The sequence below is a fragment of the Vibrio sp. L85 genome, from assembly GCF_963871815.1.
Lineage (GTDB): Bacteria > Pseudomonadota > Gammaproteobacteria > Enterobacterales > Vibrionaceae > Vibrio > Vibrio harveyi.
The window spans coordinates 265,019-291,917 of sequence record NZ_CAWMYL010000020.1; the positions used below are offsets into that span (position 1 = coordinate 265,019).

The 26,899-nt window shown below is 42.9% G+C and carries 24 protein-coding genes; 14 read left to right on the forward strand and 10 right to left on the reverse strand.

What is annotated here, in order from left to right:
• Positions 1 to 2: 2 nt before the first annotated feature.
• Positions 3 to 476 (reverse strand): CreA family protein, encoded by a 474-nt coding sequence (locus AACR11_RS04435; RefSeq protein ID WP_005451711.1) that lies wholly within the window; start codon positions 474 to 476, stop codon positions 3 to 5.
• Between the two features lie 213 nt (positions 477 to 689).
• Here AACR11_RS04435 and AACR11_RS04440 point away from each other — a divergent pair, with 213 nt between their 5' ends.
• From AACR11_RS04440 to AACR11_RS04450, 3 genes are all read left to right on the forward strand, one after another.
• The gene (locus tag AACR11_RS04440) at positions 690 to 1,199 is read left to right on the forward strand and encodes a hypothetical protein (protein WP_009696706.1); all 510 of its coding nucleotides are present in this window, start codon (positions 690 to 692) and stop codon (positions 1,197 to 1,199) included.
• 72 nt (positions 1,200 to 1,271) lie between these two features.
• Positions 1,272 to 3,026, forward strand: coding sequence for an HD domain-containing phosphohydrolase (locus AACR11_RS04445; protein WP_005451713.1), 1,755 nt, complete (start codon positions 1,272 to 1,274; stop codon positions 3,024 to 3,026).
• Positions 3,027 to 3,266: 240 nt separating this feature from the next.
• Positions 3,267 to 3,935: an HAD-IA family hydrolase gene (locus AACR11_RS04450; RefSeq protein ID WP_026000203.1), complete on the forward strand. Its 669-nt coding sequence runs from the start codon at positions 3,267 to 3,269 to the stop codon at positions 3,933 to 3,935.
• Positions 3,936 to 4,473: 538 nt separating this feature from the next.
• Here AACR11_RS04450 and AACR11_RS04460 read toward each other — a convergent pair.
• Positions 4,474 to 5,904 carry a methyl-accepting chemotaxis protein gene (locus AACR11_RS04460; protein ID WP_009696704.1) on the reverse strand — a complete coding sequence of 477 codons (1,431 nt, stop codon included), beginning with the start codon at positions 5,902 to 5,904 and terminating at the stop codon, positions 4,474 to 4,476.
• A 609-nt stretch (positions 5,905 to 6,513) separates the two neighbouring features.
• On the opposite strand from AACR11_RS04460, the gene AACR11_RS04465 reads away from it, so the two are divergent.
• Together AACR11_RS04465 and AACR11_RS04470 are read left to right on the forward strand one after the other, a co-directional pair.
• Positions 6,514 to 7,110, forward strand: coding sequence for an acyl carrier protein phosphodiesterase (locus tag AACR11_RS04465; protein WP_009696702.1), 597 nt, complete (start codon positions 6,514 to 6,516; stop codon positions 7,108 to 7,110).
• A 75-nt stretch (positions 7,111 to 7,185) separates the two neighbouring features.
• The gene (locus AACR11_RS04470) at positions 7,186 to 8,442 is read left to right on the forward strand and encodes a DEAD/DEAH box helicase (RefSeq protein ID WP_005451722.1); all 1,257 of its coding nucleotides are present in this window, start codon (positions 7,186 to 7,188) and stop codon (positions 8,440 to 8,442) included.
• Between the two features lie 30 nt (positions 8,443 to 8,472).
• Here AACR11_RS04470 and AACR11_RS04475 read toward each other — a convergent pair whose 3' ends face one another.
• Both AACR11_RS04475 and AACR11_RS04480 read right to left on the reverse strand, forming a co-directional pair.
• Positions 8,473 to 9,261 carry an EAL domain-containing protein gene (locus AACR11_RS04475; protein WP_009696701.1) on the reverse strand — a complete coding sequence of 263 codons (789 nt, stop codon included), beginning with the start codon at positions 9,259 to 9,261 and terminating at the stop codon, positions 8,473 to 8,475.
• A gap of 197 nt (positions 9,262 to 9,458) precedes the next feature.
• Entirely contained in the window at positions 9,459 to 10,091 is a 633-nt protein-coding gene (locus AACR11_RS04480; protein WP_005451726.1) for a hypothetical protein, read from the reverse strand.
• 130 nt (positions 10,092 to 10,221) lie between these two features.
• On the opposite strand from AACR11_RS04480, the gene AACR11_RS04485 reads away from it, so the two are divergent.
• The 3 genes from AACR11_RS04485 (at position 10,222) to AACR11_RS04495 (ending at position 11,744) form a co-directional block, all read left to right on the forward strand.
• On the forward strand, positions 10,222 to 10,464 hold the full coding sequence (locus AACR11_RS04485; protein ID WP_009696700.1) for a DUF2164 domain-containing protein: 243 nt from the start codon (positions 10,222 to 10,224) through the stop codon (positions 10,462 to 10,464).
• 174 nt (positions 10,465 to 10,638) lie between these two features.
• Positions 10,639 to 11,178: a cytochrome b gene (locus AACR11_RS04490; protein ID WP_005451730.1), complete on the forward strand. Its 540-nt coding sequence runs from the start codon at positions 10,639 to 10,641 to the stop codon at positions 11,176 to 11,178.
• Positions 11,175 to 11,744, forward strand: coding sequence for a YceI family protein (locus AACR11_RS04495; protein WP_005451734.1), 570 nt, complete (start codon positions 11,175 to 11,177; stop codon positions 11,742 to 11,744). The genes AACR11_RS04490 and AACR11_RS04495 overlap by 4 nt, the downstream gene beginning before the upstream one ends.
• Before the next feature lie 97 nt (positions 11,745 to 11,841).
• Here the strand turns inward: AACR11_RS04495 and focA are convergent, their stop codons facing one another.
• Positions 11,842 to 13,293, reverse strand: a complete 1,452-nt coding sequence (focA, locus tag AACR11_RS04500) for a formate transporter FocA (protein WP_005451736.1) — start codon at positions 13,291 to 13,293, stop codon at positions 11,842 to 11,844.
• A gap of 286 nt (positions 13,294 to 13,579) precedes the next feature.
• Between focA and AACR11_RS04505 the strand changes: the two genes are divergently transcribed.
• Together AACR11_RS04505 and AACR11_RS04510 are read left to right on the forward strand one after the other, a co-directional pair.
• Entirely contained in the window at positions 13,580 to 14,485 is a 906-nt protein-coding gene (locus AACR11_RS04505; RefSeq protein ID WP_005441888.1) for a LysR substrate-binding domain-containing protein, read from the forward strand.
• A gap of 297 nt (positions 14,486 to 14,782) precedes the next feature.
• Positions 14,783 to 15,262 (forward strand): DUF1097 domain-containing protein, encoded by a 480-nt coding sequence (locus AACR11_RS04510; protein WP_005451739.1) that lies wholly within the window; start codon positions 14,783 to 14,785, stop codon positions 15,260 to 15,262.
• Between the two features lie 127 nt (positions 15,263 to 15,389).
• Here AACR11_RS04510 and AACR11_RS04515 read toward each other — a convergent pair whose 3' ends face one another.
• A complete protein-coding gene (locus AACR11_RS04515) occupies positions 15,390 to 17,024 on the reverse strand; it encodes a DUF2813 domain-containing protein (RefSeq protein WP_005451741.1) in 1,635 nt (544 codons plus the stop codon).
• Between the two features lie 537 nt (positions 17,025 to 17,561).
• Between AACR11_RS04515 and AACR11_RS04520 the strand changes: the two genes are divergently transcribed.
• From AACR11_RS04520 to AACR11_RS04535, 4 genes are all read left to right on the forward strand, one after another.
• On the forward strand, positions 17,562 to 19,304 hold the full coding sequence (locus AACR11_RS04520) for a bifunctional metallophosphatase/5'-nucleotidase (RefSeq protein WP_029789361.1): 1,743 nt from the start codon (positions 17,562 to 17,564) through the stop codon (positions 19,302 to 19,304).
• 529 nt (positions 19,305 to 19,833) lie between these two features.
• Positions 19,834 to 20,853 carry a TerC family protein gene (locus tag AACR11_RS04525; RefSeq protein WP_017819595.1) on the forward strand — a complete coding sequence of 340 codons (1,020 nt, stop codon included), beginning with the start codon at positions 19,834 to 19,836 and terminating at the stop codon, positions 20,851 to 20,853.
• A gap of 278 nt (positions 20,854 to 21,131) precedes the next feature.
• On the forward strand, positions 21,132 to 21,323 hold the full coding sequence (locus AACR11_RS04530) for a hypothetical protein (protein ID WP_005451745.1): 192 nt from the start codon (positions 21,132 to 21,134) through the stop codon (positions 21,321 to 21,323).
• Between the two features lie 137 nt (positions 21,324 to 21,460).
• Positions 21,461 to 22,159, forward strand: coding sequence for a DUF1223 domain-containing protein (locus AACR11_RS04535; RefSeq protein ID WP_079325565.1), 699 nt, complete (start codon positions 21,461 to 21,463; stop codon positions 22,157 to 22,159).
• 5 nt (positions 22,160 to 22,164) lie between these two features.
• Here the strand turns inward: AACR11_RS04535 and AACR11_RS04540 are convergent, their stop codons facing one another.
• From AACR11_RS04540 to AACR11_RS04555, 4 genes are all read right to left on the reverse strand, one after another.
• On the reverse strand, positions 22,165 to 23,070 hold the full coding sequence (locus AACR11_RS04540; RefSeq protein ID WP_033001381.1) for a homocysteine S-methyltransferase family protein: 906 nt from the start codon (positions 23,068 to 23,070) through the stop codon (positions 22,165 to 22,167).
• Between the two features lie 194 nt (positions 23,071 to 23,264).
• Positions 23,265 to 23,822: a PhnA domain-containing protein gene (locus AACR11_RS04545; RefSeq protein WP_005451748.1), complete on the reverse strand. Its 558-nt coding sequence runs from the start codon at positions 23,820 to 23,822 to the stop codon at positions 23,265 to 23,267.
• A 268-nt stretch (positions 23,823 to 24,090) separates the two neighbouring features.
• Complete coding sequence (locus AACR11_RS04550; protein ID WP_005451749.1) at positions 24,091 to 24,300, reverse strand: YgdI/YgdR family lipoprotein; 210 nt, start codon at positions 24,298 to 24,300, stop codon at positions 24,091 to 24,093.
• Positions 24,301 to 24,435: 135 nt separating this feature from the next.
• On the reverse strand, positions 24,436 to 26,880 hold the full coding sequence (locus tag AACR11_RS04555) for a VolA/Pla-1 family phospholipase (RefSeq protein ID WP_029789358.1): 2,445 nt from the start codon (positions 26,878 to 26,880) through the stop codon (positions 24,436 to 24,438).
• Positions 26,881 to 26,899 lie beyond the last annotated feature (19 nt).

Here is a 26,899-nt window from a genome sequence, read left to right on the forward strand (position 1 = left end):
GGTTAATTTGTAGGAGTTACAGTCGGTTCGACGTAAGCTTTCGTGCCCCATAATGGCACCGTTGACAAGCTATGTTTGAAGCTGCCTTCGGTCTCTTTCGTGGTGTATGATAAGTAAAGTAACGTTTGATTCTCTGGATCGTAGATTCGACGCACTTTCATCGTTTTAAAGAAGATACTTTTCGATTTTTTGAATACCACTTCCCCTGACTTGCTCTTGTCTATTTTTGCAATCATTTCTGGTGTGATATCACCGGTTTGACGACAAGAGATTGAGCTGTCACTCGGATCAGACAAACTTAGGTTCGCTTCAATAGAAGCAATATGACAAGTTACGCCAGTTACTACTTCATCTTGTAGGTGACCAATTTTAATGTCTTTCATTGTGAACATGCCTAGTGAGACGTCGCCCACTTCATTATCACTACACCCAGCCAAGACCGTTACCAAACCTAAAGCAAGCAAGCTTTTTTTCATTTTTCATCCCTTAAATAGGCTAATTTATTGATTCAATTTATCAGACGCACACGATTAAAACAAAATTTGGCGTTACCTCAGGAGTTTAGCTAGGTTTGTAAGAGGCTTCATGCTAATGTACCGCTCCAGAGCAGGTGAGCACTACATTTCTAATCAAAGTCCTGTCTTTTTTACGCTGTCCAAAATTGAACTAGCAGCGCTTAAGGTAAGAAAATGAACGAACAACAGTTAGAAAGCATTAAAAGAAAAAACGAGTGGCTGCATGATTTAGTAGAAGTTGAATTCCCTACTAAAGAAAGTTTGGAAGGTCGTGAAATTTACAATCGTATGCTTGAGCAGAAAACCTACGAGGTGAGTAGTAATACGTTGCTCTTAGACAATGAGTCAAACTTATCGGTAGAAGACATATTCTTAGTTGATTTTCATCGACTTACCGTGATGTTTTCAATTCTTCAATCGCAGCGTTGGGCAGACAAGCACGAACAAGAAATGATTGTTGAGTTCCTTACCCAAATCATCCTTACACCAGAATTTGAGTTGTATGTCGGATTTAAAGAAGGGGAGCCGGTTGGTGCCGCGATTGTAAGTCAATATGAAGGCAACACCCTTATTTCTGATTTAGTGGTTTCTCAAAATTTAGATAAACGCCAGTTTGTCTGTGATTTAGGAAAAAAGCTGAACCACGATCAAAAGTTGAGTGAAACAATAGTCATTGAAAATTGATCGATATCGGTTCCCTGAGGGGAATCGATGTTTAGAATGTGCAAAATCTTCTTTTTCTCGGCTGGGTAAAACATGTTTAAGCGTTTGACGCGTTTATTGGGTCTTTTGTTGTGCCTAGGGACGGCCGCAGTCAATGCTGACAATACTGATTGGGAAATCGAACGAGTACTGGTGTTACACTCCTATGAGCCTTCATATCAATGGACCAGTGATATTCAAAAAGGCATAGAAGAGGGCTTCAAACAAACGAACAGCGAAGTAAAGCTGTCGATTGAATATCTGGATGCAAAGCGAGTGCATACCGATGGCTATTTTAGACGGATGGCCAATTACCTTAAGTTAAAATACAAAGACTATGAATTTGATGGTGTCATCATTTCTGACGATGCCGCATTGCAGTTTGCAAAGCGATACCTTGCGAATGATGAACGTTTTACCCCTCTCGTAGCGGTTGGAATAAATGACGCGGACGCCACGCTTGATACGTTGAGTTCTTCTGGTAGCGTGCTTTATGAACAAGACCGAGTCGCCGAAAATATTCTGCTTATCAACCAGCTACGTCCTCAAATCAAGAACCTTTATTACTTAGCTGATCGTAGCATGACGTCTGAGCTTATTCATGAGCGTGTCGTTGCGGAAATGAAAAAGTTTCCTCAGATCAACCTAATCGAGCTACGTGATGAAACCCTTGATGACGCATCAAAGCAACTAGAGAACATAAGCCCAAATGATGCGGTTCTACTCACTCATTTTAATACAGAGGCAGAGCAAGGGCATTACCACTCTTATCAACAAGTGGCGCATGTTATTGGTGCAAAAAGCGCCGCTCCAGTTTTTGTTCTGTGGGAAATGTACCTCGAAGAACCGGGCATTTTAGGTGGTTTTGTCAACCGCTCTGAACAATACGGCTACGAGGCTGCTGAGTTGATGGCTGGGAAATTGGGGTTGTCCATGACCAAAGTGGATGATGAGCTGATATCCGAGGCAGTTCTCGATTTTACTGCTATCCAAAAATACGGAATCAGCCGTTACGATATTCCTGAAAGCGCACACATCATTAATGCGCCACCACCGGCGATTCAAGTAAACATCAAATTGCTCTTGTTTGCTTGTGCGCTGATTATTCTGTTGTTTCTGGTCATCGTCAGTCAGTTTATGACCATGCGCCAACGTAAAGTCATTGACCAAAAGAATCGAAAGATCGTAACGCTACAAAAGCGAACGTTGAGTGTTCAAAAGGAAATGATTCACATATTGGGCGAGGCGATTGAATGCCGATCTGGGGAAACTGGGCAGCACGTAAAGCGCGTCGCGAGACTATCTGCCACTCTGGCGGAATTTTATGGTCTTAGCCATCGCGAAGTGGAAATGATTGAAGTCATAAGTCCAATGCATGATGTGGGGAAAATCTCTGTACCTGAATCCATCCTAGATAAAAAAGGTAAGTTGGATGCAGATGAATGGGAGATCATGAAGCGTCACACTACGAAAGGCTTTGAGTTACTCAATAATCGTGAAGGTGAAATCACCAAACTTGCAGCCATCGTCGCACACGAACATCACGAGCGTTGGGATGGAACTGGGTATCCAAATGGCTTAAAAGGTGAAGATATCCACTTGTTTGCGCGCATTGTTGCGATTGCAGATGTCTTTGACGCTCTATTTACCGAGCGATGTTACAAACGCGCATGGACAACTGAAGAGGTCGTTGAGCTGTTCAGGCAAGAAAAGGGCAAACACTTCGACCCTGTCTTGACTCAGCTTCTGTTAAATAATTTGGATGATTTTATAGAAGTGCGTTATTTGTACCCAGATAACGAAGTTTAATGCTAATTACCACGCTAAATGAAGTTTCATCTTTCTTAATTTTGGCGCTTCATTCGGTGATCTTGCTTAAAAAAATGTTAATTGCTCTTTCTCATTTCTACGAAATGCCAAGTCTGTCGTTTAAACATTTCTAAACTTACCTATCATGGGTATACATATTTAGTACAAATAAATAAGTCAATAAGTTCAAACTTAATTGAACAGCAGAGTGTGTAATATTCGTTGGCGGGGGACTGGCGTATGGCTATTAACAATATTAAATGCGTCATATTCGATTGTGATGGGACCTTGGTAGACAGTGAACGTTTGTGCTGCCAAGCATTGGTGAATGTGTTTAGTCAGTATGGCGCTGAAATGAGCTTCGATGAGTGTGTCGAGCATTTTAAAGGCGGTAAGTTGGCAGACATTCTCCGTGATGCGAAAGAGTTGATGAGCGTAAATGCCTCTATTGATGTTCTTGAACCGCAATATAGAGAAGAGTTACAAAAGCTATTTGTGCGTCACTTGCAACCAATGGACGGGGCAAAACGGCTTATTCAGTTCTTAGATTCACACAACATTGAATATTGTGTTGCTTCTAATGGTCCTAAAGACAAGATTGAGTATTCACTAGAGCTGACAGGGCTATTGGACGCATTTAAAGGCAAAGTATTTTCTGCATTTGATGCGAATAGTTGGAAGCCGGAACCGGATCTCATTATGTACAGCGCAATGAATATGGGCTTTCTCCCTAGTGATTGCTTGTACATTGACGATACGCCTAAAGGAGTGGAAGCTGGTTTAAATGCAGGCGTAAGAACCATTCAGCTTTATAACGGCGCACCGATTAATCTAGTAAACGATGAGCGCGTTATTCAAATTTCACACCTTGATGAACTAAAAGAGCAGCTCTTAGGCTGCTCAGTTTAGTGACAAACATTGCTTAAACTATGGATGTGTTTGAATTTAGTTTGTAATAACGGGGTTTGATGCAAACATTGGATAGACGAAAAGTTTTTTGTATGGAATCCACAAGAAGCACATGTGAATTTTTCGCCATCTGATGAAATCATATATTCATCGCATTGGCATAGGGGACACTGAAGATCATCAGTGTCTTTTGTTTTGTTGTAATTATTCATATTGTTCACCAGCAGCAAATTTTATTGGCAAGATCTAGAATAGCGGAACGTCTAACCTTTGAACATTCTTTCATCAAGTTCAGAGAATTATTTCGATTCACTTCAAAGTAAAGTGATTTGATATCCAGATAATGCTTGATTAGCAAAATTTGTATACTCAAGTGCATCAAAGTTACAAGTGAATCAAGGTTACATATAGTACCTTGCGTTGTTTTCCTTGCTCTCGAATCAATGACAACGCTCTGAAGTCACTTGGGTATAACAATAAAATCCACAACAAATAAAAAGGGCTCCTTACTCGGAGCCCTTTTTTGTCTTAATTTCGATTATGCTGTGCGGTAGCGTTTCAATACTTCACCAAGTGAGACAGACGCTTGCGTTAACGCAGCAACCCCACTTGTTGATTGTTCTGCTACTTCTCTGATCGTATTAGATTGAGAACGAATGTCTGACAGTTCAGATGCAATGTCGTTTGCTACTGCGCTTTGTTCTTCCGCAGAGGTTGAGATTTGAATACTCATATCCATCAGTGAACGTGCTGAGTCAGCAATTGCTGTTACATCACCGCCGATTTCATCAATCAGTTGGCTACTAGTTTGCGCTTGTTGAACGGTACGATCTGTAATAGAAGCAATGTTTTGGCTCTCGACCTGGAGCTTCTCGATCATAGCTTGAATTTCAACCGTTGCCTGTTGGGTACGACTTGCAAGTGTTCGAACCTCATCAGCAACCACAGCGAAGCCACGACCTTGTTCGCCAGCGCGAGCCGCTTCAATGGCTGCATTTAGTGCGAGTAGGTTGGTTTGCTCAGAGATCGCATTGATGGTGGTGATAACGTCGTTAATTTGCGTTGTATTTTCGTTCAAGCTGCCAACAGAAGCTGACGCTTGCTCAATGTAGCTCGATAAAGTTTCAATTTCGGTGATAACACTCTGTACGCGGTTACGACTGTTCTCAATCTGTTGCGCATCTTGGTCTGATTGAAGCGTTGCTTGCTGAGAAACACTCGATACTTCTTTGGCTGATGCTGTCATTTCTTCCATTGCCGTCGCAACAGAATCTAATGTCTGGTATTGATGTGCGATTTGCGTTTCGCTTAGCTTCATGTCTTGTTCGAAGGAAGCCGATGTTTCGCTTAGGGTATTTGCGTTATCTTTTACGCTGTTTACTAGCTCGGTCAGAGTATCCATTGACTTATCGAGCGCACAGCCGATAGTGCCGAACTCATCGCGCCCTGGATGAAAACCTAATCGTGACGTTAAATCGCCGTCGCCAATCTTTTCAGTTGTTGTGTACAACACCCACAAAGCACCACCAATAAAGGTTGCTACCCAATAAGAGAATAGGGCGAACGGTACAGCCCAAAGTAAGCTTAGAAGGAACGTAGTTAAAGCCCCTGACTTCGCTTGTTGATATTGGCTAGATAAGTTTTCAGTGAGTTGAATAGCTTGACCTGATTTTAATGAAGAATAAACGGTCACCGTACCGTTTTCAAACTTCGCATCGTTGACCGAGCTTACGTTCACAACGCCATTGATGCTGCGTAGGCTATCTGGTTGTGATTCGACCACACCCGAAAGCCGAGCTTGCGCAGCAATGATCGACTGCTGCTCAAATTGTTGAATGTCATTGAAATAGCGGCTGCCTGCCACTGAAGTTAAAGTCACTAGGAACAGAAGGAAAATGACCCACATTTTGTCGTTGATAGACATTTTGATAAACAATCTGTCTATCGTTCTAAACTCAACTTCTCTCATTTATAGCTCCATTTGAGATGAAAACGGTGTTGAACAAACTTATAGTTATATCGAAACAAAATATGCGCGGCTTATCAGCAAAATATGTAACAAGTGGCTAATCGATTTCAAAATATGAGATCTGAAGCTACCTATAACGGTACATCATATCCATTAATGACAGAAAACTAATTAAAATCTGACAATTGCATGCATATGAAATGGTAGTGCTTTGACGTTGGTGTCTGGTTTTTTGGGAATATTGACCGCAAACGTTTACTTATGATTTCTGTCATAGCTTTCCAAAACTTTACTTTTCGCTGTCATGAATGTGTCATATAAAGGTTATAAAAAGGAGTTGCTGTCATCGATAAAGAAGAAGTTATGGCAGTAGAATCGAAGCATGAATGCTTCAGGAGATGTAAAACAAAGGAGGTCACAATGAGCGACCAATACCAAAACGACGAATGCCTAGAGATGCTTGATGCACTCGAAATCGGTATTATCTTGTCGGACTACATTGGCTCAGAAGAAGAAGCCGAATAAGTACAATTAGTACTCTCACCGCGTCACTACAGACGTTATACTAAGTTCATGTAAGACGAGCCAAAAGGCCACTCACAGCGTCTAATGAACTTTCTAGCCCACCTGCATATTGCAGATCACTGTAATAGCCATTTAATGGGAAACTTGCTTGGAGATTTCGTAAAGGGAGATCCAAGCAAGCAATATCAAGCTGATATTTCCAATGGTATTAAACTCCATCGTTTTGTGGATCGTATCACCGATCACCACGCTATTGTCGAAGAATGCAAACCACACTTTACTGGCGTTGCACGACGCTTTGCACCTATCGCTCTTGATATGTTTTGGGACCACTGTTTAGCCAAGCATTGGTATTCATTTAGCGAGCAATCTTTAGATTCCTTTGTTCAATATGCTTATCTTCAAGTGAATGAACAAATATCAGAACAACTGCCTCCACGATTTTTGTTGTTACATAGTCGTATGTGGAGTGGTGGTTGGTTGCAGTCTTATCAATACTTAGAAAACATCGAATTTGCCCTTCATCGGATGTCGCAAAGAACGCCGCGTATGGCAGACCTCACGACGACGTTTGAGGTTCTGGATAATGAATATGAACAATTGGAAGGGAAGTTTGCTGCGCTGTATCGAGATGTGTTGAGTCAATCTGCTGAGTATCATCAACAGCTAATTAATTCATAACGCATTGACTGCTAAAGGTAGTATGCCCAAAGGCGCTCTGGTAAACTCTGCGCTCCAAAAATTAAGAGGTTTATCATGTCCGTTAATTTCGCTGATCTTGGCATTGAACAACCGTTGGTTGAGACCCTAGGTGGTTTGAATATTGTTACGCCGACTCCTGTTCAGGAAAAATCGATTCCACACGTACTGGAAGGTAAAGATCTGCTTGCTGCTGCACAAACCGGTACAGGTAAGACAGCGGCATTTGGCTTGCCAATCATCCAGACTGTTCAGCAACAGAAACGTAATGGCACGCCGCAAGCACTGATTCTCGTGCCGACTCGAGAACTGGCTCAGCAAGTGATGGACAACCTCACGCAATACTCAGCAAATACTGATCTTAAAATAGTGTGTGTTTACGGTGGCACGAGTATTGGCGTACAAAAGAAAAAGCTTGAAGAGGGCGCAGACATCCTTATCGCAACACCGGGGCGCCTACTTGACCATTTGTTTAATGGCAACGTAAACATTTCTAAAACAGGCATCCTTGTTTTGGATGAAGCGGATCGTATGTTGGATATGGGTTTTTGGCCTGATCTGCAACGTATCCTTCGTCGTTTACCGCAAACGAAACAGACCATGCTTTTCTCAGCGACGTTTGAGAAGCGCATTAAAACCATTGCTTACAAATTGATGGATTCTCCGGTCGAGGTGGAAGTATCACCAGCAAATACGACGGCAGAAACAGTGAAACAAATGGTTTACCCAGTCGATAAGAAGCGTAAACGCGAACTGCTAGCGTACTTAATTGGTTCACGTAACTGGCAGCAGGTATTGGTATTTACCAAGACTAAGCAAGGCAGTGACGAATTGGCTAAAGAGCTTAAACTGGATGGCATTAAAGCGGTCTCTATCAATGGAGATAAATCTCAAGGTGCTCGTCAACGTGCGCTTGACGAGTTCAAAGAAGGTAAAGTACGTGCGTTAATTGCAACTGATGTTGCCGCTCGCGGTTTAGATATTCAACAACTTGAGCAAGTCGTTAACTTCGATATGCCATTTAAGGCGGAAGACTACGTTCACCGTATTGGTCGTACGGGACGTGCGGGTAAATCTGGTCTTGCGGTTTCTTTGATGAGTCGTGATGAAGAGTATCTATTGCATGCCATTGAAAACCTGCTTGACCAACGCTTACCGCAAGAGTGGTTAGAAGGCTTTGAACCAAGCTTAATAGAAGAAATTGAACCTGAACGTAATAGTGGTGGTGGTCGTCGTAAGAGTCGTTCTGCAGAAAAACGTAAGATGAAGGCAAAACTGGCAATCCATAAAAACCGCGGAAAAAACCGAAAATAAAAAGGTGATTGCGATTATCAATAACCTTGATTACGCAGTCTTTGCTTCTTGGTACGCTTCAAGCGTTTGAGGCATCGCTAATAAGTAGCCTTGATACATATCGAAACCGAGTTTTTTCATTAAGTTAAGTTGATGCTCGGTTTCAATTCCTTCAATAACGGTTTTTGAGTTCACATCTCTCGCTAGCGAGAGTGCCTCCATCAAACACGAAAAGTCGCCATTTTCGTACCTCAATAGCAATGACCGATCTATTTTTATGATGTTCGGTTTTACGCATCTAACGCGCTCAATCGTTGAGGCATCAATTCCGTAATCATCAATGGCAAGCATATAGCCATTATCACTGAGCTCTTTCGTAGCTTTGTAGAGGAAGTTTTCATCACTTGCATCAAGTTCAACTAACTCCATGACGATTTGCTTTCGGCGCAAGCCGGCTTCGACGATGGATTGATTTAGCAAATTACTATAAGACATGTCTTTTGCCAGCATCTCTGCTGCTTTTGGTAAGACATTTAAGAACAGCTTTTTATTGCTAAACTTGGACTGACCGAAATTGCTGATGTGAATGAGTCGACTTAAGCGCTCAACATTGATTTGATCTTCACTGGGGATGCTCGTTGAGTGAAAGAATTGGTCTGGTCTAATCATGAGCCCATCTTGATTGCTGATACGTACCAGCGCCTCAAGACCGATGATAGAAAGATCTTTCTGATAGATGGGTTGAAATACGCTTCTCAACGTCAGTTGCTTATATTGTGCGACGTATTGTCCATCTAATTGTTTTGAAATGCAGCCCAGTAGCTGCGAGATACTCATCATTATTGTTTGTAACCTAGACCAAGATACTTTCACTGATGCCTAACTGATTGTTGTGCATCTAGTTTTACTTCAGTAAGTCGAATCTAATTGTGCTGAAGGGGTCAAGGCAAGAGAGTTAGCTTGTATTGAATGGAAATATCGATCAGCCTCAAACAAATAGATGAATAGGCTGATAATCTACCTGTTGCAATTTGATGTTACCACTGTAAAACCGCGTACAGTTGAAGGTACTTTCTGACCAGTTGTTGCTTGTTTGAGCGGCGCAAAGGATGTCCAAATTTAATGTAGCAAGGGCTGATACCAAAGCGCGTATCCAGGGAATGGGTAAGCTGTGACTCGCTGGTAAACAATGTGATGCCTTGCTCGGTATATTCATTAATTGGCTCAGGTAGCTCACCCATCCACCAATGTAATAACTCTCGACTGGTTTTACTGCGGCTGATCCAATGATCGCTCACCAAAAATAGTAAGTCATTCGGCTGCAATGCATAGCCGTACTCACTTTGCCATTCAGTGATAGAAGAAAGTAGGTTTTCGCGGCATGAATTGCCTGCACTGACCATATGATGGCTTAATACCCAGACCGTACCAATTTCAGATGAGATGCGATAATGGTGAGGTAAATCTGGGGCATCAAGTACTTCAATTGGTTTGATGATACTACTGTAACCAAAGTGACGAAATGTGTGCTCCATACGTCGTGCAAATGCAAGACCGAGATGGTGTTCACTCATACCTTGGTTATGTACCGCAGGATAATGCTTCTCACACAGTTTGAGACAATCGTCCTGAAAATCATTGACACTTTGAATGACTAAGTCGAGTAGCAAAGAATATCCCTTAACGGTTAACAATATGAACGGCGAAAGGTTAGCATAGTCCTTTTAGGATAGACTAATTTAGATAGGCAACTTCTTGATCTAAACATCAAAATTGAGAATAGAGTTCCGTAGGTAAAATATGATCAAACTAGAAAGAGCACAAAAAGAAACATTGGCGACAGCCATTCAAGATTACATGCAGGACGAACTGAGTCTTGAAATCGGGCAATTTGACAGCGAATTTTTGATTGATTTCATCACAGAAAAACTCGCACCGATCTATTACAACAAAGGGATTGAAGATGCAAAAACAGTAATTGAACGGCGTATGTTAGAAATGAGCGATGAACTGTATGAAATAGAACAAGAAGTTCAGATCTAAGTTTACGTTTTACAAACGATTTTAAGTTCCTTCAAATTTTTCGAACAAGATGTTTTAACAAGCAATATTGGTTAGATGTAAAGGATGGTAAATAATCTGTTTCATACAAGGTAAATAAGTTAATGTTGTGTTTCTTGCTCAACATCAACTTAGGAACATATCTAGGAACGTGAGATGGAAACACTGGTAAAGAACTACAACCTACCTGCACGATTTATGCATTGGTTATCAGCACTTTGCATTATCGGTTTGTTTGCTGTGGGTTTGTGGATGGTCGACCTTAGCTACTACAGCGAATGGTATCGTACGGCGCCACATTATCACCGCTCTGTGGGCATTCTATTGGCAATACTTACTTTGGCTCGCATCGTGTGGAAACATGTGACGGCGTCACCAAAAGTAGAAGGTAAACCTTATGAAGTGGCTGCAGCAAAGGCGGCACATGGTGTGATGTACTTATTGCTCATCACTATCTTTATTTCAGGTTACCTCATCTCAACATCTGATGGTCGCGGTATCGAAGTCTTTAATTGGTTTACGGTACCAGGCGCAGGGGAGTTATTTCCTGGTCAATCAGATATTGCGGGTGAAATTCACTTCTATGCAGCTTGGGCTGTAATCCTAATGGCTGGTTTGCATGCTGCTGCTGCACTAAAACATCACTTTATCGATAAAGACAACACATTAAGAAAAATGTTAGGAGCTTCAAAATGAAAAAGTCACTTTTCGCTACAGGACTAGCAATCGCTATGGCACTACCGTTTGGTGCTAACGCTGCAGATTACGTTATCGATACGAAAGGCGCTCACGCATCTATTAACTTTAAAGTAAGCCACTTAGGTTACAGTTTCATCAAAGGTCGTTTTAATACATTTTCTGGTGACTTTTCTTTTGATGAAAACAACATTGCTGATTCGAAAGTAAACGTAGTGGTTGATACAACTAGCCTTGATTCAAACCATGCAGAGCGTGATAAACACATCCGTAGCGGTGATTTCATCGATGCAGGTAAATACAGCGAAGCTACGTTTAAGAGTACAAAAGTTGTAGACAAAGGCAACGGTAAGCTAGATGTAACAGGTGACCTCACTCTTCACGGTGTCACTAAGCCAATCACAATCGAAGCAGAATTTGTTGGCGCGGGTAACGACCCATGGGGTGGTGAGCGTGCGGGCTTCATTGGTCAAACCCGTCTTGAGCTTGCTGATTTCGAAATCCCTGTAATGGGCTCATCGAGCTACGTTGATATGGAATTGCACATCGAAGGTATTAAGAAGTAATTTCTTGCTCTTGTGTGTATAAATAAAGAAAGCGCTCTAAATAGAGCGCTTTTTTATTGGTGCCAACTTTTGTTGTTAGTTGCTAGTTGTAATAGTTTTATGCTGTTTCTAGAACGTTATCTTCAACTAGGTTTAGACGCTCGCCATATACCGGACGAAGAGCTTTAAGAACTTCACTACGTGTCACCACGCCAACCATCAGACCGTTTTCTAGTACAGGCAGCACTTGAGGCTTGCTTACTTTGATACTTTTCGCGCGTTCTTCTAAAGAAAGAGAAGTAAAGCGAGTCGCCATGCCCATGCTCGTCGTTGGGTAAAGTTGTTCTTTATCGATACATAAGAACTCAACAACGTCGACTAAGCGGTCATTTGCATCAATTGCTACTACGTCACGGCTCATCAAATCGACAACTTTTTGTTCTTGAGCTGGGATGTAATCTTGGCACCATAATTCAACCATTACGTCGTGTGCTGAGAAGAAACCAACCAAACGGTTTTCAATGTCAACAACAGGAGCACTGATTAGATTGTTGTCCAACAGGGTATCTAGTGCAGTTGATACTGGCATTTCTACGCTCAGAGTAACTGGGCTAGGGTTCATGATCTCTTTTACAATCGATGCGTTTTTCATAGTGCGTTCCTTAACTGACGTGAGTGTTGTAGTGTTTGTAATTGATGCAACTTTTGCTGCTTTAAGTTCTGGTCGACGGTAAATGCACCAGTTAGCTAAACCAACCAATACTGCACCACCAACGATATTGCCTAGAGTCACTGGAATTAGGTTTGCAGTGATGAAGTGACCGACATTCAGATCTGCATATTGAGAAGCTGGTACACCAACCGCAGTCCAGAAAGATTCCGGTGCGAAGTTTGCGATAACGATACCTAGCGGTACCATGAACATGTTTGCCACACAGTGCTCAAAACCACTGCTAACGAACATCGCGACTGGCATGATGGTCATTGCTGCTTTGGTCATAGCGTTTGCCGAGCTGAATGTCAGCCAGATTGCAAGACAAACCAATAAGTTACATAAAATGCCTAATGCAAAAGCTTGTACCAATGTATGGTGTAGTTTGTGCTGTGCGATGTTGAGTGCGTTTAAGCCCCATTGACCTGCATCCATTTGGTACAAGCCCGCCGCACTTACCAATGCAAGTAAAAACATTGCACCGATGAAGTTACCTACATAAACCTTGCCCCAAATCGACAACATTTTGCCGAATGAGATTTGTTTGTTTGCCCATGAGATGCTCGAAAGCACTGAACTGGTAAACAACTCACCACCGCAAATGACGATGAGTATCAAACCCATACTGAATGCTAAACCACCTGCAAGACGGCTAAGACCCCAACCTGCATCCGCACTACCTGTTGTCACTGTGATGTAAAACAAGAATGCTAAACCTATGAATGCGCCTGCCATAATTGCCAAACCCAGTGTCATGCCGCTGGTTTTGTTTGCTTTACTAAGTGCAAACTTCTCAGCTTCAGCCATCATTTCTTTTGGAGAGAAATACTGGATATTTTGAGAGCTGGTCACCGCCATAATGACTCCTTAGTCTGTGGTTCCATATGAACTCCTTGGTTAGTGAAATCGAGACGTTTTCTGTACTCGAAAGAGAAGGTGTTATTGTTTTTTGTTGCGGTGTTCCCGAACCGCATATCCAGATTAAGCAGGTCAGAGCTACAGGTAAAATTGATAATATTTAGAATCCTCATCAAATTATTTGATAAGTTCTTAAAGGCAGGTAAAATGAACCTCATTGCGTATCGACGCATGTATTTTTGGGTTGCGAGAGTATGGGGAATACTCGCCAATTAGGGAGGACACTTTGCGCTACTCACTTAAGCAATTAGCGGTTTTTGACGCTGTTGCAGATACCGGCAGTGTAAGCCAGGCCGCGGATAAACTGGCTCTGACACAATCGGCGACGAGCATGTCGCTTGCTCAGTTGGAAAAAATGCTTGGTAGACCTTTATTTGAAAGGCAAGGCAAACAAATGGCTTTAACACATTGGGGGATGTGGTTAAGACCAAAAGCAAAGCGTTTACTGCAAGACGCGCTACAAATTGAAATGGGTTTTTACGAGCAACACTTGTTGAGTGGACACATTCGATTAGGCGCGAGTCAAACACCTGCAGAACACCTAGTTCCTGACCTTATCAGTATCATTGATAATGATTTTCCAGAGATGCGTATCTCCTTAGGTGTACAGAGTACTCAGGCCGTCATCGATGGTGTCTTGGATTACAAATACGATCTGGGCGTGATTGAAGGTCGCTGTGACGATAACCGTTTACACCAAGAGATTTGGTGTCGAGACCATCTTACTGTAGTCGCAGCGTCCCACCATCCATTTGCGCGTAACTCATCAGTGAGCTTAGCTCAACTTGAACAAGCGAAATGGGTGTTGCGAGAACATGGTTCTGGTACTCGCAAGATTTTTGATAGTTCGATTCACCATCTTATTGAAGATTTGGACGTGTGGCGTGAATACGAACATGTTCCAGTTCTAAGAAGCTTGGTATCCAATGGTCAGTATTTGACGTGCCTGCCTTATCTTGATGTAGAACGTTACATTGAAGCTGGTGATTTGGTTGCGCTGAACGTACCTGATCTGAAGATGGATCGAACATTATCGTTTATATGGCGTGCTGATATGGCGGAAAACCCATTGGTTGACTGCATCAAACGTGAAGGCTTACGCATGATGAAAGGCAAACCTTCAGTGCTTTAAGCGATATTCGAAACAAAATGATCGCATCTTAGTAAAGGCTCTGCATTGTGCAGGGCCTTTTTTGTCATCTATTACTTATTTCGCCCAATTTATTGTGATTTTGTTATTTTCGAAATCTGTTGATTTATCGGTTGCGTCAAATTTAACGTGTAAAACATGCAACGTTATAGGATGTTAATGCGATCTTGATCACCGAAGTCAATGAGGGATGTGCCTAGTATTGACTGCCTGATTTCAATGTATGAAGGCAGTTTTCGAACCAAGTGGTACGAAACTAGTCAAGCGGGTAAGAATACCATGACCACACTTTTAGCAATTTCAATTACAACTGGCATTCTCTCTGGCGTATGGGGCTGGATCGCTATCTCTCTTGGTCTGTTGTCTTGGGCAGGCTTTCTTGGCTGTACAAGTTACTTTGCATCCCCGACAAGTGGCTTAAAAGGGCTAGCAGAAAGTTTGATCACCAATATGACAGGCGTATTTTGGGCGTTGGTAATCATTTACGGTTCAACTTACGTAGGTGTAGAGATTATCGGTTATGTAATTACTGCTGTAGTTGCGTTCTTTATGTGTATTCAAGCGAAACAAGCTTGGCTAGCGTACATCCCTGGCACTTTCATTGGCTCATGCGCCACTTTTGCTGCAGACGGCAATTGGCAACTTGTAGTGCCATCGCTGATTTTAGGTGGCGTGTTTGGCTACTTAATGAAAGCAACAGGACTTTGGTTACATGCGAAATCAGCCGCTACTTCTTCGCTCGCTGAGCAAGTACAGTAGTGAACCCCCGATCTTATTTGTATCCGCTGTGTGTTGAGACTTATCCCGCTCAATACAGTTAATCAAAATTACTGATTCTTGATACAAGCACACCAGGTTGGTGTGCTTTTTTTTATTTATACGCTTGTTAGGTGTTTCCGTTTGCCATGGTAACGACACGTTTCAACGTCCAGCGCAGTAGCACAGGGATGCAATCTACACCTCGCTCCTCACAATGAGCGACAATCGCTAAGGCGAGATCGGGTTTTGCTTGTTTCTTCAGAACGCGATTTACGACTTTCTTTGCTGGGATTGGATGCTCATGAGGAACTTTGATAATGTCCTTAAAGAAAAGTTCGAAACCATTGTTATAGAGAAAATGCTCGATGTCTCTGTCAGGTAATTCCGTTAAGCGATGGCGTTCTTGGTCGTTATCCAAATGCGCTCTTACTGTATGAGCGTATTTCTTACCCGCAGGATCTCCGTCAGTGACGACGTGCCAATCTATCCCAAATTCTTTGGCGACTTTGATCAGAGACTTCAACCCAGACTGGGCAAATTCAACGATTTGTACGCCTTCTGCCGCTAAGTCATACCCGCATTGACGTGCCAGTTCGTTAAATAACCAAACTTCTGTTTCACCCTCAACCAATAGCCAGCAACGAGCAAATAGGGCACCAGCACGATGAAAACGAATGTGGAAGCCAATCCGACGGAGTTGGTCGACACTAAAGCGGTTTGTGTTGAGTGACTTTGCAATGGTTCGATCTGACAAACGAACTAATCGACGAATCGATGCCAACGGTACAGAGCCAAGTAAACGGGCACTGTTTGTGGTGAGAATCTTCTGCATCGGAAGCAGTTGCAACAAGCTCCAAGCGCGGGATAGATGAGTAGGATGTAAACGACCTTCTGGATCTTCAATGATCAAGATGGGACGTGCACAACGTCTTAAGTCTGTCGGGCCTTTGGCTTGTAGGTACGCGTTTAACAATCCCATAAGTAGTAAGCGAGTTTGCTTGTTATTCGTCTCTTTCAAAAACTGCGATAACCCTTTTTCAGCAGAAGGGCTGGCATAGAACAGACCGTCTCGCGGTTTTCTCGGGTGACCTTTCTTCACGCTTCGGAATGCAAAATAGTGCTCGACTAACGTGTGCATTGAATCAAGACTGCTGCGAACTTCACCTTTGTTCACATGACCAGGCATAGCAAACAAGCGACGGCAGGTATTATTAATGCGTTTTTCTATACGAGCATTTTTGTTGTCACCATTAATGTGATTGGGTTCGGGGAAACGGCGTGAGTCGCGTAATCGGATTACTGGGTGAAGGGTCATCAGTTCAATTGCGAGTTTCTCTGCATGATGCAGTTGCTTCGCTTCGCCATCACAGTCCAAGAATGCGTACTTGGTTGTGATGTGGTGGCCATCTCTACTGGCACTTAAACGGTAATAAATGACGTGTTCGTTGTCTTCGTTGATGCACCATGTAGGTTTAATGCGACGATAACGTCCAGCATTCACTTCTTGTTTATCTTGAGATTTAAAACAGAGTACGATTTGAAGATGCTGTGTTTGTGGGTGCGAGATGGAATAGTCGACGTGGAAGTCCGTCATTTCAAATTGATAGAGAGAGCCATCTGCAGGTAAGGCGAGAGACAGGGCGTCGAGTAGGGAGGATTTACCCCAAGTGTTCTCACCGATTAAGGTCGTCAGTTCGTCAAAAGAGAGTGAAAGGCGTTTAATGCCTCTAAACCCAGAGATTTCGATGCGTTCTAGTCTCATCTCACTCCTCCTTGCAATTATTTGAATTATCGAGAGTTCTTTTGCTCCTCATAAGCATATATGAAATTGATCATGGCAAGTTAAGCTCAGTTCACAAATTTAAGAGCATTCATCCTATGAATAGAGACCGTTTAGGCGTAAAGTCACTTTCAAACTTGTACGCAAGATGAATCTTGATCACGTAAAAATGAAATGACAATTTCTCTGTTTCATAAAATTCATGATTCTGTCATGATTCAGTTCTAATAATGATGTCCAAGTAACCTCGAGATGCTTAGTTCAGCGAGAATGACTTGGTTTGTAGACTAGGCAACGATTTGAAAACCTAGTGACCCTAAGTTAAAAAGCGTTAACAACGTATACAAACCAAGTCAACTCGCCCGAAGGGAGCGTGTCACTGATTCAATTTCTTTGTCAAACAATTGGGAAATAGATGACTATTACGCTGCATCGTTTTCCTTGAACTTAAATCAGTGACATCGCTCTGAATACTGCGTCTTGAGGTCACTTGGGCATTTCGGAATGAAAAGAGAGAAGATGACAATGAATAAAAATCATAAGCCAGTCAGAATCAAACTGGCACACATCAATGACACTCATTCCTACTTTGAGCCAACGTCATTACAGCTAAAACTCAATATTGATAACGAACGCACACTAGAGCCTTACGTGAGCGCTGGTGGGTTTTCACGTATCGCAACACGCGTAGAACAGCTTCGTGATGATGCCCAACGTCAAGGTCAGGGCATGTTGTTTTTACACGCTGGCGACTGTTTTCAGGGCACTCTGTACTTCTCGTTATTCAAAGGCAAAGCAAACGCCGACCTATTAAACGCGCTTAACATCGATGCGATGGCTCTGGGCAATCATGAACTTGATATGGGTAATGAACCGGTCGCTTTGTTTTGTCAGCGCACCAACTTCCCGTTGCTTGCAGGTAACTGGGACTTATCCAATGAATTGCCAACTAAAGATCACCGCATGGGCGATTGCGATAACGTATTGAGCTTCGACACTGAGACTCAAAGCGCGCAATATCTGGTGAAAGAATTTCACGGAGAGAAAGTTGCCATCTTTGGTTTGTCTATCGACAAGATGAGCGATATTGCCAACCCAGATGCCGACACACCATTTATCTCTGCAATAGAAACAGCAAAACATACTGTTGAAAACATCCACCAAGCGGGTATTAAAAACATCATCCTTTTGAGCCACTTAGGTTATGAAGGGGATCTCGATCTTGCAGCTCAAGTGGATGGCATTGGCATCATAGTCGGTGGTCACAGCCATAGGTTACAAGGTAACTTTACCGCTATTGGTTTAGGCGAAGATGACCCATATGGCGTCAAGGTAAACGATACTTATGTCGTTCAAGCTGGTTATCACGCATTAACCATGGGGCATTGTGTTCTTGAATTTGATGAAAATGGCACCGCGACCATGTTAAGTGGTCAAAATGAATTGCTACTCGGAAGACGCATTTTCTGGGATTCGACACTAAATGAGCAGCTTGACCAAGGTGTGTTTGAAGAAGCATGTGACTTTATTCATGGTCAACCAAACGTAGTTGTTTGTAAAAAGCACCCAGAGACACAAGCGATCTTAAATGATAAGTACATCCCAAGAGTGCGTAAGCTTCAATCACAAGTAATTGCAAATGTGGCAGAGAAGAAGCGCCATGTACGTATTCCTGACGAATTTGGCGGAAGCGAACTTGCTCCAGCAGTAGCGCATTCATTCTTGTATGCGCTTAACAAGCGTGGGCACAAGGTTCAGTTTGCCATTCATAATGCGGGAGGTGTGCGTACTTCTCTCAATCCGGGAAATATTACCGTGGCAGACGTTGCCGGACGATTGTTGCCATTTGCCGTTCCTATCGGTTTTTATGACGTGCAAGGCAAAGTTGTTCGTTTAGCATTGGAAGGCGCGATCAATAATGCACTTAACAATGGTGTTGAAGGTACTGGTTCTGGTAGCTACCCATACACACATAATTTGAACTTTGAATATCAAGCCGATGCGCCAAAAGGACAACGCATTAAAAACCTAGAAATTTTTGATGGTAAGCGTTGGTGTGAGATGGAAGAAGAGGTTTGGTACCGTGGTACTTCGTCTGCTTATACTATGAAAGGTAAAGAAGGTTATGAAGCGTTGCTGGATATGAAAGGTGAAGGCTTTGTCAGTAATCTTTCCATGGCAGATTGCTTTGTTGAACTACTAACGGATGAACCAAACTGTTTGAACCAAAGTCACAAACTTTACTCGCAGAAGAATCAATAACCGTTATTGGTATCTTTTTTGCTCACTCCCTAATGCACATGCGATGAAGAGGGACGAGAGTATGTGGAAAAAAGATTGGGCTGACGCAGCGGTTGTCGTTGCTTGGGTCGCAGTTTGGTCAACACTGGTTTACTTTGTACCGCTAACTGGTTTTTAAAGATCGACTATTCAACAAATGAGGGGCGCATAAGTGCTCCTTTTTTGTATCTGAACCGGCTTGAATTCATGATGTTGATAAACATTCTTCACAAAATACTTTGTTTTTATCGATAACGATTTTTTGTTGGAGATCGACGCAAGCAGGGGTATGATGGCGGCGTTTGGGGAGTAGTTAGCGCAAGTTTATTTATCGTCATCTCGTTAAGCATCAGCTTATCCGGTAAATAAAGGTGTCACTTGATTCATCACGTGATCACTTCAACGAGACCAACGCATTCATTGGCTAGCAGACACATGGGTAATGTGACTGCTGGTTTGTATTGTTTGCGGAAGGTCAGCCCGAATAATGTCCTTCCGCGTGGGAGGAAGCATGTCTCTTATCGAAAATACCACCCAATTATCCCAGTCTGTTCCACTACAAGAATCACTGACAATGTACGGTGCATTCGGTCTATTTACTTTGGTTTTAGTCGCCCTCGATATCTATCAGACTCGTGGCGGCGTAATTACCATGAAAAAAGCAATTGGTTGGAGCGTATTCTGGTTCTTATTAGCGTTTGTCTTTGCAGGCTCTATCTATTTCTTCTGGGATTATTACGCGCCTCATAGCGTTTATACACACGAAAAAGCGACCATATCATTCTTAACTGGTTACTTGCTTGAGAAATCGTTAAGTGTCGATAACTTGTTTGTGTTCGCAATCATCTTTGCGCAATACAAGGTGCCAGAGCATTTGCGTCCACGCGCTCTATTGTGGGGTGTGATTGGTGCGTTAGTTCTACGTGCAATCATGATCGCAGTAGGTGCTCAATTACTTGCTCAATACCATTGGGTGCTTTACCTATTCGCAGCATTCCTAATTTGGACTGGTATTAAACTGGCGCGAGATAAAGGCGAAGAAGAAGAGGTGAACCCATACCCTGAGCAGTTCATTCGTAAATTCTTACCAGTGACAGAAGAGTATCAAGGTAACCACTTGATCTTGAAACAAGCAGGTAAGTGGGTTGCAACGCCAATGCTGATCGTTGTTGGTGTGATTGCAGTGATGGACGTGATGTTCGCACTGGATTCGATCCCTGCAATCTTTGCGGTAACGCGTGAACCGTTCTTGGTATTAGCAGCTAACGTGTTCGCTCTGCTTGGTTTACGTTCTCTGTACTTTGTACTGCAAGCAATGTTGGACAAGTTTGTGTACCTAAAACCAGCGCTGTCAGTGATCATGATGTTCATTGGTGTGAAGATGCTACTGGTTGGTACGCAATACGAAATCCCAACGGTTTGGTCATTAACTTTCCTAGTGACAGTGATGACGACAGCGGTTATTGCTTCTATCTATAAGAACAAAGAAACCAATAGCTCTAGCGTTAAAATTACTAATCAAAACTCTTAAGTATTTTGTAAATTCAAAATCCTTTAAAAGAATATTTGGTTAATTAAATGTTGCAAATAAACTTGGATTTACCTGTGTAAATCCAAGTTATTCAACTAAAGATTCGCTTTGTTGAATAAGTATGCGGTTAGTTGGATTTTGTATTCTTATGGTTTGTAACGGAATTGTTTTATAAGAAAAACTAATCTGAATAACCAAATTTTGTCATTTTTTGCTCAAAGAAAAAATGACTAATATACAACCAACAAAATAAATTACTGCTTTATAGAGAGGCAATCATGGCACAAGCAATGCAAATGACAAATGTAGCTTTACCAACCTCTATGGATAAGAAGACCTACGCGGTTAACTTCAAAGGATTGATTGCTCACTTACTGGATATTCTTTTCGTAGACAACTCTGCACCTCGCAGTTACTACGCAGAAGACCTATCTGCACACATTCAGAAAGACATCGGTATGTACCGTTAATCTGAATGGAAAGCGAATTCGAAATGCCGGCTTAATCGCCGGCATTTTTGTATCTGAAATCGCTACACCTAAGACCGCATTGAAAGCTATCTCTTGCTCGTACGGTCATAGTCAGTATCAAAGAAAAGGAGCTGCCTATGATTAACGCGATTGCACTTGCTGCTATTACCAGTCTTTCTGCATCACAAAGTTGGGTTCATGAAGGACAGCCCGCACAAGTGATAGAGCTATTTACTTCAGAAGGCTGTTCAAGTTGCCCACCTGCAGACAAATACCTTTCTACGTTTCAATCCAACCCTGATTTGTGGGAAAAGTACATTCCTGTCGCATACCACGTTGATTATTGGGACTATCTTGGTTGGAAAGACAAATTTGCAAAGCCTGAATTCTCTCAGCTGCAACGTTTGTATCGCGCTTATGGCGCGGTAGGGAGTGTCTATACTCCAGCATTTGTCGTTGATAGTGAAGAATGGCGCGGCTTTTTTAATTGGCGCAAGCGCGTATTACCCAGCAACGACAACGTAAAAGCCCAATCATTGACACTAGAGCGCTCTGGCAACCAATTCTCTTTACGGTTTGAAGAGAAAGGCTCGTATGACGCAACGATTGTGTTTCTCTCAAGTAATGAAACTACATCAGTTAAGCGCGGTGAAAACCGAGGGAAAGTACTAGAGCATGATTTCGTTGCATTGGAGAAACAACAAGGTCGCTCAAAGAGTGGAGAGTGGACGTTTAAGCTCAATCAGCCCATCAACAACATTGATGCTGTTGCGGCGTGGGTGACTGAGCCAGGGACTTTTAATCGTGTGCAGACTGTCGCGGGTGAGATTCGATAAATGAACTAGAGGGATGCCTTCCAATCCGAAAGCGCTTTGATGTGTTCTGGTCCAATACCGCAGCACCCACCTATAATGGTTGCCCCGCACCGATGCCATTTTTGTGCAAAAGTTAAGTACTCTTTTGGTGAGAGTTCTCGCATCGCTTGTAATGCGCTGTTGGCTTCGTGATTAGATTTGATTGCGGTGAAGTTGTTCGCGTAAACCCCAATTTCAATATCTAGCTTGTGTTGGTCTAAAACTGCTTTGGTATCACTGACCGCTTTTGCCATTACTTCAGGTACCGAGCAGTTAAAGTAAACGCTGATGGTATTGGTGTTGTCTGCACTTTGTGCAATATGCTCAATGGCTTGGATAACGGTTTCCCCAGAGCGCAACAACGCGGTTTCCAATGAGTCATCACTTAAAGAAAAGGCATACGCAGTAGGTTTGGTGCTGCTTGTGAAGACTCTTTGTAAACACTTTAGCTCCTCTAAACTGCATATGGTCTCCGCTAGCCAAAGGTCTACATAATCTTCTTGAGCTTCAAACAAAGTCTTGAAAATGATTTCACCTAATTTGGGTTCGAACAGATCTGGTCGATAACTCCCAAACGCTGGTGGAATACAACCAGCTACTAGAACGCGTTCCGGTGACTTATCTGCACATTCACGAGCAATTTGGGCTGCAAAGCGTGCTAGTTCACTACCTTGTTGTTGGTAAAGTTCTTGTCCCAGATGGAATGGTACACAAGCGTAGCTGTTGGCAATGATGATCTCTGCGCCAGCGTGGATAAAGTTGTTATGCGCTTGGTAAACGAATTCTGGCGATTCAATCAGTGTTTGTGCGCTCCAAAGTGGTTGAGAGAATGGGGCTCCCATGCGTTTCAGCTCTCTTCCCATACCGCCGTCAAGGATGGTTAACTTTTTCATACTACAGTCCATCTTAATTCTTCCTTGTTGAACCTTAAATGAAAATGGCTATGAGCGAAAGTGACGAGCGGAAAAGGATAGGTCGTGTAGGTGGGTAGATTAGTAGTGAGCTAGATAAGACAAAAGGTGCGGACTGCAGAAACGAAAACGGGATTCCAACTGGAACCCCGTTCAATTCGAAAGTAATGTTGGGATTACTTCTTACGGCAGTACTCAGCGATCACGTACATTGACTGACCACCGTTTGCCTTACCTGAAACAAGTTTAGGATCATCACCAAGGCTGATACCGCGAATAACAGTACCTTGTTTGATTACTTGGTTTGTACCTTTAACTGGTAGGTCTTTGATTACTGTTACATCGTCACCTTTCTTAAGTTCAGTGCCGTTGCAGTCAACAGTTTTATCGTCAGCAGACATACCTTTCATTGCCCAGTTCATTTGCTCTTCTTCCATGTACATCATGTCAAGAGCATCTTGAGCCCAGCTTTCTGTGTTTAGGCGAGTAAGTTGGCGCCATGCAGTTACTTGTACTGCAGGAACCTGACTCCACATGCTGTCGTTCAAGCAGCGCCAGTGGTTAATGTCTTTAGGGTCTTCGATCTCACCATGACACTTATCACAAACCATGATAGCAGTATCAACCGTTACGTTGCCGTGTGGTGGCACAGCGTAAGCAGTTAGTTGAGTTTCAGAAGAACACAGTTCACATTTTGACTCGCAGCGAGCAAGCAGAGTAGCTTCGATAGACATAAGGACTCACCTTAGTAATGTTTTTTGGTGGCGGTATTATCCACTTTATCCTGAGAAATAAAAGGGTGTTAGAGAATTAAAGGCGAGATTTTACAATATTCCAACCTGAAAGGAGTGAAGATGTAAAATATTGGCTAAACAAATAATATCTAGAATATAAATAAGGGTGTTGATTGTTTTGAATGATGAATCAGTTGCATTGATGAATATTATCGATGGTAGGGAGATTGATTGAAAATGCCCCCTGACTTGACAGGAGGCAAAGGATCTAACGTTCGATAATTTGTACGATTTGGTCTTGTGAGATACTCATTTCTTTGCCATCCACGTCTTCATACTCGTACATGCCAGTATCTTCATTGAGATCTGGTTTGCCATACGAGGTGATGATTTTCCCTTCATTCGTTGACATAAGATATTGGCTGCTGCCGCAAGCGGCAAGAAGTAGTGCAGTGGCAATCACGGTCAATACGCGCATAGAGTTTTCCTTTTCAAACAAGTGAGTTAGACAAAGACATCGTTTTAACTATAGCAGAGGAAACTATGAGTGGATCTGAAAGGCATAGAAACAAAAAAGCCCAGTAGAAACTGGGCTTTGAGGGGATGTACAAGATTATTTTAGTACTGTCGCATTACTTACTTTGCTTAGTGCATCATCCACTACAAAATCAGCATTCTCAGCCTGCATTTCTGCGTGGTGAGGAAGGTCTGCCAACGTACCTGCCGGAGAGGCAAACGTGCTGTGTGATGCCGTTGCGTTAAATTGGACGAAGCTTGCTGTTGCATTCACAGCAGTGTCTGAGCTGTTAACCGTTTTCAAGCCTAGCTTCTTCGCAAGTGGCTCGGTACCTGCAAATGGCGCATTAGGTACGTTGTTTGGAACGGTTGCATCACCATCTACTTCTGTCATGAAGAATGGTGTTGATAACGAACCAGTCTTCATAAGATCAGCAGCATTTGTGAACGGGTCAACGGTATCAAGTGTTGTTTGCGCAGCATAGATAAAGCTAGAGAAACCAGCGTTTAATTGAGCCAGAGCTTCAGGGCTTGCGCCTTTCTCAAACGTTTCGTAACACACTTTATCGCTAAGTTCTGCACAAGATGCATCTGCATAACTCGCATAGTCTGCGGACGCCGCGTACGCTAGGTTATGTTTGATTTGCGGACCAAAGTTGGAAGAGCCAAGCAGTAAGTTACCGATTTGACCACCAGAGTTTTGGATAGATGCACTACTGAAGTTGTACAACGCATCTGCTGATACTGAGCCCAGAGAGTTGTTTGCCGCTGCAACGGCTGACGTACCAACGATGCCTCCTAATGAGTGACCAAGCATCTTAACTTTTGAGCCAGTTGCTGGGTTAAACCCTTTAAGTGGGCTATTCGCAAGAAGACCCGCTTGAGCAGAAACCACAAGACTTGCGCGAAGACCTAATACGTCAAGGACACTTTGGCGAAGGTTATCACGCGCTACTGCCAAGTTAGACAAGTTCAAATATGCTAACACGTTTGAATTTGCAGAACGTTGGTCATCCAAGCTACGAGTGCCATGAATTGGTAAGTCGATAGCGATCACCGCTACGCCAGCTTTAACCATGTTAAAGGCAAAAGCGTAAGCATTTTCTTTTGCTGAAGTAATACCATGTTGATAAATCACAACGTTGGTCGGCGTGCCAGTTTCTGGAGTGAACAACAGGAACTCGACATCTTCTAGAGACTTAACCGCTGGCACTGGTGAGTATCGAGTGATCACTCGGTCACTATCCAGTGGAGTGCCGTCAGATAGTTTTAGATTGGCGCCAACAAGCTTTAGCTGCTCAGTAGGATCAGTAGCGAGCTTGCTCACATCAACAGGGTCATTTGCAAATTCACCACTAGACAACTGCTGAATTATGCCTGCTTGTTCATCTTTGTTTGATAAGGCGGCTTGCAGTTTCACAAGGCTTGGCATTGCTGAAACCATTGGCTGCATGTTCCAGTCAGCACCTTTCTCTAGATAGTAAGGTAGTCTCACCACACCCTGAGTTACGTTGACTGAAACACCGGCATTCGCGTAAAGCCCTTTTATTGCGGTCTTTGTTGAGTCTAAGTCACTGATGTATTTGTTGAAGTCTTCATCTGCGTCTAACGCAGTAATGAAGTCTTGAGTCGCACCCAATGACATCGTGTATGCAGTCGCAAGGTCGACCGAACCTGGGTTAGTGTCATTCTTGTAAACCGTGTTGAGCGTGTTTGCTCCGGTAGCAAAACCGGTTGCGGTTACGCCTTTCACTGCTGCAAGTGTGTCACCTACCGACTGTGTGCTAAACCATGATGAGTAGATGATGTCTGAAGGTACAACGTTTAGTAAGCCAGATTGAGTAGCAAGACCAAAGATTCCTTCAACCGCCGTTGTTGCAGCTTGTAGAGAAGCAAGATCACCAGATTCGTATACGACTTCTTTCGATTTTGCCGTCGCGTAACTACCGGATGTACCGATTGCGTCGCCATTTACATCTTTTACTGCTTGAGTTACTGCAAAAATGTATTCGCTTGATTCATCGAATGAGTCTGCGAATTGGATGTAAAGACTCTTACCACTTGATACGACTTGGAAGTCTGCATCAGCAGTTGCGCCATCTTGGATCTTTAAAACTTTTTCGATTGGGTTTGTCTTACCATCCCAATCGGTGATGCGTTGATTTAGCTTAATAACGCTAATACCCGACGTTACTAGACCATCAGCGAAGCCTGCACCGTTGAAATTCAGAACGATTGGCATTGATGTTGACCAACCATCCATGGTGTTCATGGCGGCGCGAGGGTTGGTTAGCGCATCATCACCACCGGTCGGCAGACCGAGCGTGCCATCTGTTTTATCCATTAGCAAGTAAGAAGGCGCTGGTACATCAGCATTCGAACCTTGAACCGTGAAACTAACCGACGTGTTACGGTCAAGTAGTGCCTGAACCGCAGGTTCAAACGTTGCGGTATCTAAAGTGCCTGAGCTAGAAGTGTCGTCACCACAACCTGCAAGTAGGATTGCAGAACAAAGCAGTGATAATTTAAACGTATGTTTCATTGGTTTACTCCGTTAATCC